The organism is Streptomyces paromomycinus (assembly GCF_003865155.1).
Taxonomy (GTDB): Bacteria; Actinomycetota; Actinomycetes; order Streptomycetales; family Streptomycetaceae; genus Streptomyces; species Streptomyces chrestomyceticus.
Genome location: NZ_BHZD01000001.1, coordinates 1,117,424 through 1,133,382 on the forward strand (window position 1 = coordinate 1,117,424; position 15,959 = coordinate 1,133,382).

General features: G+C 73.1%; 13 protein-coding genes. 4 read left to right on the top strand and 9 right to left on the bottom strand.

Annotated elements, in window-relative coordinates; all coding sequences use genetic code 11:
* Positions 1-336: 336 nt before the first annotated feature.
* On the top strand, positions 337-1,572 hold the full coding sequence (locus OEIGOIKO_RS04185; RefSeq protein WP_125051945.1) for a phosphodiester glycosidase family protein: 1,236 nt from the start codon (positions 337-339) through the stop codon (positions 1,570-1,572).
* Between the two features lie 54 nt (positions 1,573-1,626).
* On the opposite strand, the gene OEIGOIKO_RS04190 is transcribed toward OEIGOIKO_RS04185, so the two are convergent.
* Positions 1,627-1,821: a hypothetical protein gene (locus OEIGOIKO_RS04190; RefSeq protein WP_125051947.1), complete on the bottom strand. Its 195-nt coding sequence runs from the start codon at positions 1,819-1,821 to the stop codon at positions 1,627-1,629.
* 228 nt (positions 1,822-2,049) lie between these two features.
* On the opposite strand from OEIGOIKO_RS04190, the gene OEIGOIKO_RS04195 reads away from it, so the two are divergent.
* A complete protein-coding gene (locus tag OEIGOIKO_RS04195) occupies positions 2,050-2,820 on the top strand; it encodes a YwiC-like family protein (RefSeq protein WP_125051949.1) in 771 nt (256 codons plus the stop codon).
* Positions 2,821-2,851: 31 nt separating this feature from the next.
* Here OEIGOIKO_RS04195 and OEIGOIKO_RS04200 read toward each other — a convergent pair whose 3' ends face one another.
* The 4 genes from OEIGOIKO_RS04200 to OEIGOIKO_RS04215 are packed head-to-tail and all read right to left on the bottom strand — an operon-like array spanning position 2,852 to position 6,258.
* The gene (locus tag OEIGOIKO_RS04200) at positions 2,852-3,664 is read right to left on the bottom strand and encodes an ABC transporter ATP-binding protein (RefSeq protein ID WP_125051951.1); all 813 of its coding nucleotides are present in this window, start codon (positions 3,662-3,664) and stop codon (positions 2,852-2,854) included.
* On the bottom strand, positions 3,657-4,493 hold the full coding sequence (locus OEIGOIKO_RS04205; protein WP_218039976.1) for an ABC transporter permease: 837 nt from the start codon (positions 4,491-4,493) through the stop codon (positions 3,657-3,659). The genes OEIGOIKO_RS04200 and OEIGOIKO_RS04205 overlap by 8 nt, the downstream gene beginning before the upstream one ends.
* A complete protein-coding gene (locus tag OEIGOIKO_RS04210; RefSeq protein ID WP_125051953.1) occupies positions 4,490-5,266 on the bottom strand; it encodes an ABC transporter permease in 777 nt (258 codons plus the stop codon). Before OEIGOIKO_RS04210 ends, OEIGOIKO_RS04205 begins: the two co-directional genes overlap by 4 nt.
* A 29-nt stretch (positions 5,267-5,295) precedes the next feature.
* Positions 5,296-6,258, bottom strand: coding sequence for an ABC transporter substrate-binding protein (locus OEIGOIKO_RS04215; RefSeq protein WP_125051955.1), 963 nt, complete (start codon positions 6,256-6,258; stop codon positions 5,296-5,298).
* 235 nt (positions 6,259-6,493) lie between these two features.
* On the opposite strand from OEIGOIKO_RS04215, the gene OEIGOIKO_RS04220 reads away from it, so the two are divergent.
* Both OEIGOIKO_RS04220 and lysX read left to right on the top strand, forming a co-directional pair.
* Positions 6,494-7,705 (top strand): L,D-transpeptidase, encoded by a 1,212-nt coding sequence (locus tag OEIGOIKO_RS04220; RefSeq protein WP_125051957.1) that lies wholly within the window; start codon positions 6,494-6,496, stop codon positions 7,703-7,705.
* Between the two features lie 26 nt (positions 7,706-7,731).
* Complete coding sequence (gene lysX, locus OEIGOIKO_RS04225) at positions 7,732-11,049, top strand: bifunctional lysylphosphatidylglycerol synthetase/lysine--tRNA ligase LysX (RefSeq protein WP_125051959.1); 3,318 nt, start codon at positions 7,732-7,734, stop codon at positions 11,047-11,049.
* A gap of 57 nt (positions 11,050-11,106) precedes the next feature.
* Here the strand turns inward: lysX and OEIGOIKO_RS04230 are convergent, their stop codons facing one another.
* The 4 genes from OEIGOIKO_RS04230 to OEIGOIKO_RS04245 all read right to left on the bottom strand — a co-directional run bounded on the left by OEIGOIKO_RS04230 (position 11,107) and on the right by OEIGOIKO_RS04245 (position 15,953).
* Positions 11,107-12,156, bottom strand: a complete 1,050-nt coding sequence (locus OEIGOIKO_RS04230; RefSeq protein WP_125051961.1) for a 2-hydroxyacid dehydrogenase — start codon at positions 12,154-12,156, stop codon at positions 11,107-11,109.
* Positions 12,157-12,230: 74 nt separating this feature from the next.
* A complete protein-coding gene (locus OEIGOIKO_RS04235; protein WP_125051962.1) occupies positions 12,231-12,863 on the bottom strand; it encodes a histidine phosphatase family protein in 633 nt (210 codons plus the stop codon).
* Complete coding sequence (locus OEIGOIKO_RS04240) at positions 12,860-14,365, bottom strand: FGGY-family carbohydrate kinase (protein ID WP_125051964.1); 1,506 nt, start codon at positions 14,363-14,365, stop codon at positions 12,860-12,862. Before OEIGOIKO_RS04240 ends, OEIGOIKO_RS04235 begins: the two co-directional genes overlap by 4 nt.
* Entirely contained in the window at positions 14,358-15,953 is a 1,596-nt protein-coding gene (locus OEIGOIKO_RS04245) for an FGGY-family carbohydrate kinase (protein ID WP_246177193.1), read from the bottom strand. The genes OEIGOIKO_RS04240 and OEIGOIKO_RS04245 overlap by 8 nt, the downstream gene beginning before the upstream one ends.
* Between the last annotated feature and the right edge of the window lie 6 nt (positions 15,954-15,959).

Consider the following 15,959-nt stretch of genomic DNA (forward strand, 5'->3'; position numbering starts at 1 on the left):
CCGCGCGTTCCGCACGGCAGGACCGCCGGCCCCCACCGGCGCGGCCCCGCGCACGCGTTCCGTCCCCTTCCACCCCCTTCCGTCCCCTTTCGTCCCCGTCGGCTTCCCGCTCCGCCGGTCCAGGGCCGTGGCCACGCCCCTGGAGCGGTGGAGCGGTTCCCGCGTCCGGGGGACGGAGGCGACACGCGGGGCCCGGGTGGCGGGGGCGAAGCCCACAGCCCCGGGTGGCGGAGGCGACACGACGGCCGTACGGCGGTTGTACGGTTTTCCGACACCTCCGGGCCATAGTGGGCTCCTCGTACCCGTGAGACCGTTACCGCGACGTCTGGGGGGATCGTGAAGAATCGATTCGTTCGTGCACGGGCGGTGCTGACGGCGCTCACGGCCTGGGGCGTACTGGCCGGGAGCGGAGTGGCCTCCGGGGCCACCGCGCAGGACGGCACCGCCCGGGCAGGGCACGCGGTCCGCGTCGCGCCGGGCGTGACGTACCGCGCCTTCGACCTCGCGGTGGGACGCGGCACCGCGCACGCCCACCTTCTGACGGTGGATCTGACCGACCGGCGGGTCGCGGTGGACCTGCTGTACCCCGGCGTGGTCGGCGCGCGGGCCCCGGTCTCCCGGCTGGCCGACGCGCGGTCCGCGGTGGCCGCCGTCAACGCGGACTTCTTCAACATCACCGAGACCCAGCACCCCGGGGTGGAGGCGACCGGCGCCCCCGTGGGCCCGGCCATCGCCTCGGGGCGGCATCTGAAAGCGGCGGTGCCCGACGGCCAGCGCTTCGGCCCCGCCCTGCCCCCCGGTACGAACACCGAGGACGTCATCGGCGTGGGCTTCGACCGCCGCGCGCGCCTGGACCGGCTGTCCCTGCGCGGCGCCGTCCTGACCCCGGCGGGCGCGCTCCCCCTGAAGGGCCTGAACCAGTACGCGCTGCCGGTGAACGGCATCGGCGCGTTCACGTCCCGGTGGGGGCCCACCTCGCGGGTCCGGGCGACCTGCGGCACGGACACCGACCGGGCCGCGCCGTGCAGCACGGAGACGTACGAGCTCACGGTCCGGCAGGGCCGGGTGACGCAAGCGACGCAGGTGCCCGGCCGGGGCGGCATCCCCCGCGGGACGACGACGCTGGTCGGCCGGGAGGAGGGCGCCCGGCAACTGCGCAAGCTGCATGTCGGCGACCGGGTCCGGGTCGGCCACGCGCTGACCGGGAAGCGGCCCGCACCGCTGCGCTTCGCCGTCGGCGGCTTCCCGATCGTCCGCGGCGACGAGCCGCTGGCCGGTCTGGACACCGTCACCCCGGCCGTACGGACCGCCGCCGGCGTCGGCGCGGGCGGGCGCCGGCTGTTGCTGCTGGCCCTGGACGGCGCGCCGGGGCGGGCCGGGGCGACGGTACGCGAACTGGCCGGCCTGATGGTCCGGCTGGGCGCCCGGGACGCGGTCAACCTGGACGGCGGCGGCTCCTCCACGCTCGTCACGCGCGAGCCGGGCAGTCCCGGGTCGACCGTGCGCAACCACCCGTCGGCGGGCGCGGAACGGCCGGTCCCGAACGGCATCGGCGTGTTCGCGCGGGGGTGAGAGCCGGCGGCTCAGGGCCGCACGGCGGCGCCCGGCCGGGCTTGGCGCCGGCTTTCAGGGGCGGACGCTGCTGACCACGTCCGCCGCGCCGGACAGCCCGTTGTGAATGTCGGGCGCCAGGTTGCTGCCCGCCAAATAGAAACCGAGCAGCATACAGACGAGGGCGTGCGTGAATTTCAGCCGTCCGCTGCGCAGGAAGACGACGGTCAGTACGACGAGCAGCACGACGACCGAGATCGAGACAGCCACGACAGAACCTCCTCACCCCGCCGCCCGAACGGACGACAACGGCCGCCAGTGTGGCTCATTGCGTCCCTTTTCCCGTGTCTTCGCGGGTGCGCCATACAGGTGATCACTACGGGTCACCGGAAAGCGTGCCGGATTTCCCGGTCCGGGCCGGGCGGGAAATCCGCGCGGGACCTTGGTCCCGGACCTTCGGCGGCCCGAACCGGCTTGCCCACCGCCTATATTCGTGGGATGAGCACATCGCCGGGGCGGCGCGCCCTTCGCCGCTGGATACCGAACCAGCACGGCGCCTGGGCCATGCTCGTCGTGCCCTTCCTGGCGGGGGCGCTGCCGGTCGGGTTCGACGGGTGGCACGCCGTCCTGCTGCCCGCGTGGCTGCTGGCCTACTGCGCGGCGTTCCACGCCCAGCAGTTCGTCCGGCTGCGCCGCCTGTCGCGTAATCCGCGGGCGCCGCGCCGCCATCTCGCGCCGCTCACCGGATTCGGCGCGGCATTCGCCGTATGCGCCGTACCGCTCGCGGTGGCGCATCCCTGGCTGCTGATCGCCGCCTTGTGCGCGGCGCCGTTCTTCGCGCTGAACATCGGCTACGCGTACCGCAACAAGGAACGCGCCACGGTCAACGGAATCGCGGCCGTGGTGCCCGCCTGCGGAATGCTGCTCGTCTCGTACCGGCTGGGCAGCGGAACCGTCGATTCGGGTGCCTGGCAGGCCGCCGCGGCCTGTCTGCTGTATTTCACCGGGACCGTGCTCTACGTGAAAACAATGATCCGCGAGCGCGGGAGCGAGGCCTTCCGGGTGGCGTCGGCCGTTTATCACGGGCTCGCGGTGGTGGCCGCCGTCTCGCTGGACCCGTGGCTGGCGGTGCCCTTCGTGCTGTTCTTCGTACGGGCGATGGCGCTGCCCGCGCGCCGGGTACGGGTCGCGGTGGTCGGTGCCGTGGAGGTGCTGTGCTCGGTGCTGCTGCTGGCCTTCCTCGTGTGCGGCGGTCTGCTTCCCGGCTGAGGGCGCACGGGCCGGGCTCCCCGCCGAGACCCTACGGTCCGGACTGCTCCGCCTCCCGGGCCGGCGCCGCCGCTCCCGCCACACCGGTCTTCGCCTGCTTGATCTCGGCGTAGACGTGGGCGCGCAGCTCGGCGAAGCGCGGGGCGGAGCGGGTGGTGATCTGGTCGCGGGCGGCCGGCAGGTCGACCGGGAGGTCTTCCTGGACGACGGTGGGCGCCGAGGACAGGACGATCACCCGCCGTCCCAGGTACACCGCCTCGTCGATGTCGTGGGTGACCAGCAGGGTCGTCACTCCCAGCCGCCGCCACAGGGTGAGCAGCAGATCCTCCAGCTCCGCCCGGGTCTGCGCGTCGACGGCGGCGAACGGTTCGTCCATCAGGAGGACCTGCGGCTCGTACGCGATGGCGCGGGCGATGGCGACGCGCTGCTGCATGCCGCCCGAGAGCTGCCACGGGTGGGCCGCCGCCGCGCCCGCGAGGCCGACGGCGGACAGGGCCTCCTCGACCAGTTCGCGGCGGCGTGGCGCGGGCACCTTCTTCTCGCGCAGCGGGAGTTCGACATTCTTGCGCACGGTCATCCAGGGGAAGAGGCTGCGCCCGTACTCCTGGAAGACGACGGCCATGCCGGGCGGCGGGCCGGTGACGCGGCGGCCCGCGACCCGCACCTCGCCGGTGGTCGGTGTCAGCAGCCCGGCGAGGCACTTGAGCAGGGTCGTCTTGCCGCAGCCCGAGGGCCCCACGACGCACACCAGGTCGCCGTCGGCCACCCGGAAGTCGATCTTCCGTAGCGCCTCGACGCCGCCCCGCCCCTCGTAGACCTTGCCCAGCCCGGTGATCTCAAGCATGCCGCCCCCGCTCCTCGCCGCGCGCCAAGTGCCACGCCAGTATGCGGCGTTCGACGGCCCGGAAGGCGACCGAGAGGCCGAATCCGAGCAGTCCGAGGACGACGATGCCGCTCCACATCTCCGGTATGGCGAAGCCGCGCTGGAAGAGGACGACGGTGTGGCCGAGGCCGGAGGTGCTGGCGAACATCTCCCCGATGACCATGAGGATGATGCCGATCGACAGGGCCTGCCGCAGCCCCGCCATGATCTGCGGGCTCGCGGCGGGCAGTACGAGATGGCGCAGCCGGGCGGCTCCGCGCAGCCCGAAGCAGCGGCCGGTGTCGTCCAGCACCTCGTCCACGGCGCGGACGCCCTCGACGGTGTTGAGCAGCACGGGCCACACACAGCCGGAGACGATGACCAGGACCTTCATCGCGGTGTCCAGCCCGGCGAGCAGCATGATGAGCGGGACGAGGACGGGTGGCGGCACGGCGCGGAAGAACTCCAGTACGGGTTCGGCGGCGGCCCGCAGGGTGCGCGAGGAGCCTATGGCGACGCCGAGGCCGACGCCCAGCAGGCCCGCGAGGACGTAGCCGGTGAGCAGCCGGCCCACGCTGGGCAGGACGTCCTCGGTGAACCGCGCCGAGAACCACACCTTCGCGAAGGCGGTGGCGACCCGTCCGGGTGTCGGCAGGTAGAAGGTGGGACTGGCGGAGCTGTAGGCCCACCAGCCGAGGATCAGCAGGACCGGCAGGCCCAGGACGCGCAGCAGGCGCAGGCCCGCGCGCCGCAGCGGCCCGGCAGGACGCTCGCGTGCCGCGCCGTCCCACCCTTTACGTGCCGTGCTCATCGCGCCGCCTCGCCGCGTACGGACGGGTGCCAGGCGAGCACCCGGCGCTCCACGGCCCGTACCGCCGTGTTCACGGTGACCCCGACCAGCCCGGTCAGCACGATCAGCGCGTAGACCTCGGTGACCGCGCCGCCGGACTGGGCGAGCTGGATGCGCAGGCCCAGCCCGGGGCTGCCGATGACCAGTTCGGCGGTGACGGCGAGGATGAAGGCCACCGCGGCGGCCAGCCGCACGCCGGTCAGCACGTACGGCAGGGCCGTCGGCCACACGAGGTGGCGCAGGTGGGCCCAGCGGCCGAGGCGGTAGCTGCGGGCGGTCTCGCGGGCGACCGGGTCCACGTCGGCGACGCCGTACAGCACCTGGATGAGCACCTGCCAGAAGGCGGCGTAGACGACGAGGAGGAGGGTGGAGCCGGTCTCGGCGCCGAAGAGGAGGGTGGCCAGCGGGATCAGCGCCACGGACGGGATGGGCCGCAGGAACTCGATGGTCGAGGCGGTGGCGGCGCGCAGCCCCGGTACGGCGTCGATGAGGACGCCGAGGGCGACGGCCAGGCAGCAGGCGATGGCGAGGCCGAGCGCCCAGGAGCGCAGGGTCTCGCCGAGCGCGGTCCACAGGGACGCGTCGCCCAGCTCGGTGGCGAGTCGGCGCAGGATCGCGGTGGCGGGCGGCAGGTGGCGGGGGTCGACGAGGCCGAGCCGGGGCACCGCCTCGGCGACGGCGAAGAGGCAGGCCAGGCCCAGGAGGCCGAGACCGGCGGCGCGCGGCGCGCTCATCGGCTCCCCGGCGCGCGCCCCTCGGCGGGTCACGGCAGCAGCGCGCCGACGTCGGCGGGCCGTGCGAGGACCCCGTCCTTGCGGGCGAAGTCGGCGATGGCCTGCACGGACGGGCGGTTGATCTCGGTGGGCCACTTCGGCAGCACGATGCGCCGGATGACCGCGGGCGGGATCTTCGTGTACTTGCCGAGTTCCGCGCGTACCGCCTCGGGGTGCGTCCGGGCGTGCGCCAGCGCCTGATTGATGGCCGCGGTGAAGCGTTTGACCAGATCCGGTTTCTCGCGGAGCAGTTTCTCGCTGGTGAAGTACATGGCGACGGTGAGGTCGTCGGTGGCCTCGGCGAAGGGCCAGCACACCTCGTGGGCGCCCTGGTCGATGGCCTGCGTCTGGAAGGGCTCCACGGTCCAGATGGCGTCCACCCGCCCGGCGGCCAGGGCGGCGGGCATGTCGGGGAGCGGGATCTCGGTGAACTCCAGCTTCTCGGGGTCGCCGCCGGCCCGGCGCACGGCGGCGCGGATCGTGGTGTCGCCGATGTTCTTCAGCTGGTTGACGGCGATCTTGTGGCCGGGCAGGTCCTTGGCCGACTTGATGGCGCTGCCCTCGGGCACGAGGACGGCGCTGTAGTCCTTGCCGCGCCCGGTCTGCCCGGTGGAGGCCACCCCGTTGGCCACGGCCTTCAGGGGCAGTCCCTGTTCACGGGCGGTGAGCAGGGTGGTGGTGTTGCTGAAGCCGAAGTCGAACTGGCCGCTGACGACGCCGGAGGAGCTGTACGCGCCGCCCTGGACCGTCGTGATCTTCGCGTCGATGCCCTGCTTGGCGAAGAAGCCGAGCGACCGGGCAAGGTGGACCGGTGCGGTGTCGACGATGGAGAGCGCGCCGATCTCGATGCTGTCCCGGCCGTCGCCGCCCGGCCCGGACCCGTCGTTCCCGCACGCGGTGAGGGTGAGGAGAAGTGCTGCTGCTGCCGCCGCGGCGGCCCGTAAGCGATACACGCGGGAACCGTAGGGGCGGGCGGTGCCGTCGTCAACGGTGCAGGGCCGACGGGACGGGAGGTAACCGGCGGGGCGGCACAACGGAGACACGGAACACGGATCACGCCGGCGCGCGGGCGCTACGCCCGCCGGTGGCGCGGTGTGTCGTGTATCACGTCACGCACCGCAACGAAATGCAGGTGGTTCGCGTCTTAGCGGCCGACATCCGCCGGACCGCTGCACGGAAAGCCCTTAGATGACCCCTGCCCCCGTCCCGCACCACCGTCGCACGCCACGCCGTGCGCGGGCCGTGCTGGCCCTGGTGCCGCTGCTCGGCATCGGTGCGCTGACCGCCTGCGGAGGCCCCGCGGCGTCCGCGTCGAAAGGCGCTCCGGTACGGGTGTCGCTGAGCGCGGCGAACGGTGTGAAGACGGTGCAGGCCGGGGACAAGCTGCAGGTCAGCGCGGAGGGCGGCCGTCTGGTCAAGGTCGTCGTGACCGACCCGAAGGGCCGTCGGCTGCCCGGCGGGCTGGGCGACGGCGGCCGGGTGTGGACCTCCCACGAGCCGACCGTCCCGGACACCAGGTACTCGGTCGCGGCCGAGGCCCGGAACGCGCAGGGCGGCACGAACACGGTCAAGGAGTCGCTGACCACCGCCCAGGCCGGCCAGCTGAACAAGCTCGTGCTGAACCCCGGCTCGCAGGGCGCCACCGTCGGCGTGGCGCAGCCCGTCTCGGTCACCTTCGACTTCCCCGTGACCGACAAGGCCGCCGTGGAGAAGCACCTGAGGGTCACCACCGACAACGGCACGGCCGGCGCGTGGGGCTGGGTCAAGGACTTCTCCGGCAAGGACCGGGTGGACTGGCGGCCGAAGGAGTACTGGCGGCCGGGCACCAAGGTCGGGCTGCGCGCCGATCTGAACGGCGTGGACTCCGGCGGCGGCCGGTACTTCGCCAAGGACTACGACCTGAACTTCACCATCGGCGACCGCCACGTGATCACGGTCGACCTGGACAGCAAGCAGCTGACGTTCACCGAGAACGGAAAGGAGGTGAAGAACATCCCCTTCTCCGCCGGCCGGCCGGATCCGCGGCACTCCACCTGGACAGGCATCTTCCCGCTGATGGCGAAGGAGGGCACGATCATCATGGACTCCGGGACCGCGGGACCGGGCGACGCGGACAAAAGGACGGTCCGCGACGCCATGAAGCTCACCAGCTCCGGCACCTACGCGCACGCGGCGCCGTGGGACGCCGGCAAGGCGGGCCGGGTGAACGACGGTTCCGGCGGCATCGGCCTGACCGACGCCGACGCCGACTGGCTTTACTCCAAGGTCCGCGTCGGTGACCCGTTCGAGGTCATCGGTTCCTCCGAACGGGGGAGAGCGGCCGAGAACAACGGACTCGGGGACTGGATGGTCGACTGGCCCCAGTGGCAGAAGAAGAGCGCCCTTCCATCGAGCAGCTGACCCCTTACAGAGCCTAGTGTGACGGAATGAGCACCGTGCAGGACCAGGACCAAATAACGGCGTGGGCGCGCTTTCGCCGCCGCGTGCCCAACGGCTTCGCCATCTTCTTCAGCCTTCTGGGGCTGTTCTGCGCCGTCACGGCGCTGATCGGGCCGCTGCGACGCGCCCTGAAACCGGTCATCCAATGGCTGGACACCCTGACCATCGTGGTCGAACCGAACCTCGCGTACGCGGTGTTCCTCTCCTTGCTGGCCGCGGCCCTGACCGCGCGCAAACGGGTCGCCCTGTGGTTCGCCGTCGTCTACATGGTGCTGGTGACCCTGACCGACGCGGCCCTCGTGATCGACGGCTACCGGGAGTACTACTTCTCCCTGGTGCTGTGCACGGCCGCGCTGGTCCTGCTGCTGGTCGCGCACCGCGAGTTCTACGCGATCACCCGCCGCGGCGCCTTCTGGCGCGCCGCCGGGGTGCTGGTCGCGGGCCTGGTGGTCTCGATCCTCGTCGGCTGGGGCCTGGTGTCGCTGTTCCCGGGCAACCTGGAGCGCGGCGCCGACAGCCGGCTGCTGTGGGCGGCCGACCGGGTCTGCGGCGGTCTGCTGAGCAACCACCAGTTCCACGGCCACCCGCCGCACTGGATCATCTTCCTGCTCGGCCTGTTCGGCGCGCTGGCGCTGCTGAACGCGGCCCGGGTGCTCTTCCGGTCGCAGCGCATGGAGGCCGCGCTCCACGGTGACGAGGAGACCCGTATCCGGGCGCTGCTGGCCCGTTACGGCGGCCGGGACTCGCTCGGCTACTTCGCCACCCGCCGGGACAAGGCCGTGGTCTTCTCCCCCAGCGGCAAGGCCGCCGTCACCTACCGGGTGGAGGCCGGCGTCTGCCTGGCCAGCGGTGACCCGGTCGGTGACCGCGAGGCGTGGGGCCCGGCCATCGAGGAGTGGCTCAAGGTCGCCGGGCGCTACGGCTGGCAGCCCGCCGTCATGGGCGCCAGCGAGGACGGCGCCAAGGCGTTCGCGCGCAGCGGTCTGAGCGCGCTGCAGCTCGGCGACGAGGCGATCCTGCACGTCAAGGACTTCGACCTGGACGGCCGTGAGATGCGGGTGACCCGCCAGGCCGTCAACCGGGTCGAGCGCACCGGTGCCACCTTCCGGGTCCGCCGGCACTCCGAGCTGTCCGACGCGGAGATGCAGGAGGTCATCCACCGGGCGGACGCCTGGCGCGACACCGAGACCGAGCGCGGCTTCTCGATGGCGCTGGACCGGCTCGGCGACCCCGAGGACGGCGACTGCCTGCTGGCCGAGGCGTTCGACGGCGACGGCAACATGATGGCCCTGCTGTCGTTCGTGCCGTGGGGCAAGGACGGCATCTCGCTGGACGTGATGCGCCGCGACCGCAGCGCGCCCAACGGCGTGATGGAGTACATGGTCGCCCAGCTGTGCGCGCAGGCCGGGCAGATCGGTGTGCGCCGGATCTCGCTGAACTTCGCGGTCTTCCGGTCCGCCTTCGAGGAGGGCGCCCGGATCGGCGCCGGTCCGGTGCTGAAGGTGTGGCGCAAGCTGCTGCTGTTCTTCTCCAAGTGGTGGCAGCTGGAGGCGCTGTACCGCTCCAACGCCAAGTACGCGCCCGAGTGGTACCCGCGCTTCCTGTGCTACGCGGACACCGGTGCCCTGGCCCGTATCGGCATGGCCTCCGGCATCGCCGAGGGCTTCGTGGCCGTACCGAGCCTGGGCAAGCTGTGGGGCAAGGGCCACAAGAAGCGGGTGCTGACCCCGGCGACCACCGCCCACCTGCCGTCGCTGGACGAGCTGGGCCTGGTCGAACAGCCGCCGGCGACCGAGGAGGAGCTGCGCGAGCGGGAGCTGGCGGCGCTGCCGGAGCAGGTCCGCATCCGGCACCGCAAGCTGGAGCGGCTGCGTACGGAGGGCACCGACCCGTACCCGGTCGGTGTACAGCGCACCCACACGCTGGGCAACGTCCGCGACGAGCACCCGGACCTGGAGGCCGGTACGCACACCGGCAAGGTCGTCCGGATCGCCGGCCGGGTGCTGCTCACCCGCGACCACGGCGGTGTGCTGTTCGCCGTGCTGCGCGACTGGTCGGGCGATCTCCAGATCGCGCTGACCCGCGAGGGCACCGGCGCCGAGGAGCTGGCGCGGTTCGCCGCCGACATCGACCTGGGCGACCACATCGAGGCCGAGGGCGAGGTCGGTACGAGCGACCGCGGTGAGCTGACGGTCTTCGTCACCCACTGGCGGCTCACGGCGAAGTGTCTGCGTCCGCTGCCCGACAAGCGGCGCGGTCTGACCGACCCGGAGGCCAAGGTCCGCCAGCGCTATGTGGACCTGGTCGTCTCGCCGGACTCGCGGGACAACCTGCGGGCCCGCAGCACCGCGGTGCAGGCGCTGCGCCAGGGGCTGATCGAGCGTGGCTATCTCGAAGTCGAGACGCCGATGCTCCAGCAGATCCACGGCGGCGCCAACGCGCGTCCCTTCCAGACCCACATCAACGCCTACGACCTCGACCTGTACCTGCGCATCGCGCCGGAGCTGTACCTGAAGCGGCTGTGCGTGGGCGGTATGGAGAAGGTCTTCGAGATGGGACGCACGTTCCGCAACGAGGGCATCTCCTACAAGCACAACCCCGAGTTCACGATGCTGGAGGCGTACCAGGCGTTCGCCGACTACGACGTGATGCTCGACCTGACCCGCGAGCTGATCCAGGGCGCCGCGATCTCCGCGTTCGGCAGCGCCACCGCCCGCAAGGCGGATGCGAACGGCAAGCTCGTCGAGCACGACATCTCGGGCATCTGGCCGGTCAAGACGGTGTACGGCGCGATCTCGGAGGCCCTGGGCGAAGAGGTCGACGCGGACACCGAGCCGGACGCGCTGCGCCGGCTGTGCCAGCGGTCCGGGGTGCCGGTGAAGCCGGAGATGGGCCGCGGTGACATCGTCCTGGAGATGTACGAGCGGCTGGTCGAGGAGAAGACCACGCTGCCCACCTTCTACAAGGACTTCCCCACCGACGTCTCGCCGCTGACCCGCCAGCACCGCAAGGACCCGCGCCTCGCCGAGCGCTGGGACCTGGTCGCCTTCGGCACGGAGCTGGGCACCGCCTACTCCGAGCTGACCGACCCGGTCGAGCAGCGGCGCCGGCTGACCGCCCAGTCGCTGCTGGCGGCGGGCGGCGACCCGGAGGCGATGGAGCTGGACGAGGACTTCCTCCAGGCCCTCGAATACGCCATGCCGCCGACCGGCGGTCTGGGCATCGGCGTGGACCGGCTGGTCATGTTCCTCACCGGCCTGTCGATCCGCGAGACGCTGCCGTTCCCGCTGGTACGGCGCCGGTAGGCACCCGGAACAGAAGGGCCGCCCCCGGCCGGGGGCGGCCCTTCGTCGTACTACCGGTCAGTTGCCCAGCACCGCCGGGTTGGCGCAGTGCGCGAGCGGCTCGCCGCGCAGGAAGCGGGCGGCCTCGGCGGCGACGATACGGGCCGCCTTGTGCGCGACCTGGCGGCTGCCGCCCGCGATGTGCGGGGTCAGCACGACGCCGGGCGCGGCCAGCAGGCGGTAGTCCGCCGGGACCGGCTCCTCGGGGAAGACGTCGAATCCGGCGCCCCTGAGCTGCCCGGACTCCAGCGCGTCGCAGACCGCGTCGTAGTCCACGAGGGCGCCGCGCGCGCAGTTGACCAGGACGGAGCCGTGCGGCATGGCGGCGAGCTGCGCGCCGCCGATCATGCCGCGGGTCTCGTCGGTGAGGCGGGCGTGCAGGGAGACGATGCGCGAGCGGCTCAGCAGCTCGTCCAGGCCGACCTGTTCGGCGACGCCGGCCAGTGCCTCGGGGGCGGCGTACGGGTCGTGGACGAGGACGTGCGCGCCCATGGCGGCCAGTACCTTGGCGACGCGGCTGCCGATCGCCCCGTACCCGATCAGGCCGACGGTGGTGCCCTCGATCTCGATGCCGCACTTGTCGTAGTCGTAGTAGTCGCCGCGCCAGACGCCCTGCCGCAGGTCGGTGTGGGTGTCGCCGACGCCGCGGGCGGCCGCGAGGAGCAGGGTGAGGGTGTGCTCGGCGGTGGCGGTGGCGTTGCGGCCGGGGGCGTAGCAGACGGCGACGCCGTGCCGGGTGGCGGCGTCCAGGTTGGCGTTGACCGGCCCGCCGCGGCCGACGCAGAACAGTTCCAGGTCCGGGCAGTGGGCGAGGATGCGCTCGGTGAGCGCGGCGTGTTCGGTGACGCAGATCCGGACGCCCTGGAGCGCCTCGATGAGCTGGTCCTCCGTACCCGAAGCCTCGTCGACCTCGGCGACCTTGCCGAGCGGGGTGTGCGGCCAGGGCAGTTGCAGCTCCCGGATCTGCCCGGCGGACACCGTGCCGCCGGTGGCCTCGGTGACCGCCTCGGTGAGCAGGCTCGGGAGGATGAAGTGGTTGCCGGCGGCGAGGACGGTGGGGCTGCTCATGAGGGTCTTTCTCCTGGGGTGGACCGGGGTGTACGGGGTCGGTGTACGGGGTCGGTGTACGGGGTCGGTGCGGTTCAGCGCAGGGGTGCGGAGAGCGGTGCGGGCGTGGCGGGGGCGTTGAGGCGCAGCAGCGCGGCCTGGCCGTCCCGGAGGCGCAGTTCGGTCAGTGCGCCGTTGAGGAGCTGCGGGAAGACGCGCCGGTAGTCGGCGAGCGGGATGCCCAGCAGGTGGCAGAGGAGGACGCGGACGAGGGTGGAGTGGGCGACGATCAGGATTCGGCCGTCCGGGTGGGTGCGGGCGATGCCGGCGAGGCAGTCGGCGGCGCGCAGGGCGGCGGCACGGGGGTCCTCGCCCCCGGGCAGGTGGTGGCCGACCGGGTCGGCCAGGAACGCGTCCAGCTCGTCCGGGAAGCGCCGGCGCATCTCGTCCCTGGTCAGGCCCTCGCCGCGGCCGAAGTCCACCTCGTAGAGGCGTGGGTCGACGTGCGGGGTCAGGCCGCAGGCCGCGGCGGCGGGCGCGGCGGTGCGCCGGGCGCGGGACAGCGGGGAGCACCAGACGGCGTCCAGACGGGCGGTGGCGGCCCAGTCGGCGAGGGCCGCCGCCTGTTCCTCACCGCGTCCGGTCAGTGCCACGTCGGTGAGTCCGGCGTAGCGGTTCTCGGCGTGCCATTCGGTCTCGCCGTGGCGTACGAGGATGAAGTCGGTCACGGTGCGGCCCTCCTGCGGGCGTGGTCGGCCACGGTCTGGTCGAGCCAGCCACGGCGGGTCAGTTCGTCGAGGAAGCGGAGGTAGACGGGGAGCAGGCGGGCGGTGCGGGCCGGGTCGGGCGTGACGGGCGTGCCGGTGCGGACCATGGCGGCGGCGGCCTCCTGGAGGGTGACGCCGCCGGAGGTGGCGGCGAGCACGGCCATGCCGAGGGCGCCTTCGGCCTGTTCGGGCAGGTGGACGGGGCGGCCGAGCAGGTCGGCGCGGAGCTGCGACCAGTAGGCGTTGCGGGCGCCGCCGCCGGTGAAGGTGAGCGGCCCCTCGACGGGGGCACCGAGGTGGTCGAGGTAGTCGAAGCAGAGGCGTTCGACGCAGGCGACGCCGAGCAGGCAGGCGTGGAACTCCTGGGCTCGGGTGGGCGCGTCGCCGAGGGTGAACGGTTCGGCGTCCGGCGCGCGGAAGGGGAAGCGCTCGCCGCCCGCCGACACGAGGGGATAGGTGACCGCGTCCCAGTCCCGGCCGTCGCGTGCGGCCTCGGCGGTGAGCGCGTCGAGGTCGTCGCCGTTCTCGGGGCCGAAATGCCGGGCGAGGACGCCCGCGCCGGAACTGGAGGCGCCGCCGGGCAGCCAGTTCCCGTCCGGTCCGCGGTGGCAGTAGACGACGCCGTGCGGGTCGCGGATCAGGTGCGGGCTGGTGCCCTTGAGGACGAGGGTGGTGCCGAGTACGGCGTTCCAGGCGCCGGGGGCGAGGGCGCCGGCACCGATCTGGGCGGCGCAGCCGTCGGTCATCCCGGCGACGACGGTGGTGCCTTCGGGGATGCCGGTGGCGGCAGCGGCGGCAGCGCAGACCGTGCCGAGGACGGTTCCGGGCCGTACGACCTGCGGCAGCACGCGCTCTGGCACGCCGAGCCGGGTGAGTTCGGCGGACGGCCAGCGCTCCTCCGTGAGGTGGTAGCCGGTCTTGAGGGCGTGGCTGGCGTCGGAGGGGACCTGGTGGCCGGTCAGCCGCCAGGTGATCAGGTCGGGCTGGTGCAGCAGCCGGGCCCGCTCGCCGAGGCCGGGGTCCTGGCGCAGCAGCCAGAGCAGTTTGGGCAGGGCCCAGGAGGGCTGCATGGTGCGGTAGCCGAGGTCCTGCCACACCGCTCCCCCGGCCTCGTTGACGGCCTCCGCCTGGTCGGCGGCGCGCCCGTCGTCGTACATGAGCCCGGGGGTGAGCGGAGTGCCGTCGGCGGCGGCGAGGAGAACCGTACCGGAGGTGGCGTCGAGCGCCAGGCCGCGTACCCGGGCCGGGTCCGTCCCGGCGAGGGCCGCGCGGCAGGCGGCGGACAGGGCGCTCCACCACTGCCCGGGGTCCTGCTCGTGGCGCCTGCCGTCCCGGTGGCTCGTCAGCGGCCGGGAAGCGGCGGCGAGCAGTTGCCCGGTCCCGTCGACGGCGACGCAGCGGGCGCTCTGCGTACCGAGGTCGAGGCCGAGCCAGACGGCGTCGGCGGTCAGGGCGTCAGACACGGTGGGGGGCTCCTCGGTCGGGGTTTCCGGGTGATGCGGGTGTCGGGTGCGGCGGGGCCGGTGGCCGGCCGGGGACTTCGGGGACGCTCTTGCGGCCGGCCCCGGGGCGCCAGCCCGCCTCGCGGGCGAGGCCGCGCCAGCGCAGGAAGTCCTCGTACAGCTCCGCGTACCGGGCGGTGCGCTCCGGGTCGGGCTCCCAGCTGGACCGCATCCGTACGTACTTGGTGGCGGCGCTGTGCATGCTGGACTCGGCTCCGGACAGCACCAGGCCGGTGAGGAAGGCGCCCTTGGCGCCGAGTTCGGTGTCGCCGGAGCGGGCGGTCGGTACGCCCGTAGCGTCCGCGATGAGCGCGCACCACGCGTCGCTGTTGGCGCCGCCGCCGCACAGGCGCAGTTCGGTGACGTGGGTGCGGGAGGCGGTCAGCGAGTCGCGGAGGACGAGCGACAGGCCGTCGAAGACCGCGCGGGCCAGGTCGGCGCGGGTGTGCTCCAGGGACAGGCCCCAGAATCCGCCGCGGGCGTGCCCGTCGAGGAACGGGGCCCGTTCGCCCGCCGGGGAGAGGTACGGCAGGAACATCAGGCCGTTCGCGCCCGGCTCGGACTCGAAGGCCAGCCGCGACAGTTCCGGCGGTCCGGACAGGTGCAGCGTACGGGCGGCCCAGCCGAGCACCTCCGCGCCGTTGAGGGTCGGGAAGGCGCGCAGGACGCGTTCCCGGCCTCGGTAGGCGATGGTGATGCCGGACGGTTCGCCGGTGGTGTCCACGGTCGTCCGGACGATCTCGGTGCACAGGGTGGTGCCCAGGATGCTGCACGCCTGGCCCGGGTTGACCACGCCGACGCCGCGCGCGGTGGCGGCGATGTCGTACGGGGCCATGACGACCGGGAGGCCGGCGGGCAGCCCGAGCTGACCGGCCGCGTCGGACGTCATCTCGGCGATCCGCTCGTGCTCGCCGAGCACCTTCGGCAGCAGCCGCTCGTACGGGGCCAGGCCGAAGAGGTCGATCAGGTACGGGTCGTACGCGCCGGTGGCGTGGTCGAGGAAGGGCGCCGAGGCGTCCGACTCGTCGACGGCCACGACTCCGGTCAGCCGCAGGAAGAGCCAGCCCGCCGCGGTGAGCGAGGCGTGCGAGCGGGCGAGCCGGTCCGGGTCGTTCCCGGCCAGCCACGCGAAGATCGCGTTGGGCATTCCGGCGCAGGTCAGCGAGCCGTTGCGGCGGAAGGCGGCCGCCAGGACGCCGTCCCGCTGCCACTGGCCGACGAGGTCGCCCGCCCGGCCGTCGGACCACAGGATCGCGGGTCCGGTGGGGCGGCCGCGCTCGTCGACGAGCCAGGCACCGTCGCCCTGGGCGGTGAAGGAGACCAGCCATACGGGGTCGGCCGGGCCGGGGCGGCCGGCGAGTTCGGACAGGGCGTTGCGGACGGTGCAGACGACGGCGTTCCAGACGGCGTCCATGTCCTGCTCGGCGCGGCCCGGGAGGGGGCGGAGCACTTCGGTGGCGAGGCGGGAGACCGCGATCTCGCGGCCCCGGTCGTCGAAGACCACGGACTTGATCATCGTGGTGCCGACGTCGACGGTCAGTACGGACATCAGGTG

Bases quoted from the DNA above. Each gene is read 5' to 3' on its own strand.
- OEIGOIKO_RS04195 (WP_125051949.1), top strand. From the start codon at position 2,050: ATGAGCACATCGCCGGGGCGGCGCGCCCTTCGCCGCTGGATACCGAAC.
- OEIGOIKO_RS04205 (WP_218039976.1), bottom strand. From the start codon at position 4,493: ATGAGCACGGCACGTAAAGGGTGGGACGGCGCGGCACGCGAGCGTCCT.
- OEIGOIKO_RS04230 (WP_125051961.1), bottom strand. From the start codon at position 12,156: ATGAGCAGCCCCACCGTCCTCGCCGCCGGCAACCACTTCATCCTCCCG.
- OEIGOIKO_RS04245 (WP_246177193.1), bottom strand. From the start codon at position 15,953: ATGTCCGTACTGACCGTCGACGTCGGCACCACGATGATCAAGTCCGTG.
- OEIGOIKO_RS04210 (WP_125051953.1), bottom strand. From the start codon at position 5,266: ATGAGCGCGCCGCGCGCCGCCGGTCTCGGCCTCCTGGGCCTGGCCTGC.
- OEIGOIKO_RS04220 (WP_125051957.1), top strand. From the start codon at position 6,494: ATGACCCCTGCCCCCGTCCCGCACCACCGTCGCACGCCACGCCGTGCG.
- OEIGOIKO_RS04200 (WP_125051951.1), bottom strand. From the start codon at position 3,664: ATGCTTGAGATCACCGGGCTGGGCAAGGTCTACGAGGGGCGGGGCGGC.
- lysX (WP_125051959.1), top strand. From the start codon at position 7,732: ATGAGCACCGTGCAGGACCAGGACCAAATAACGGCGTGGGCGCGCTTT.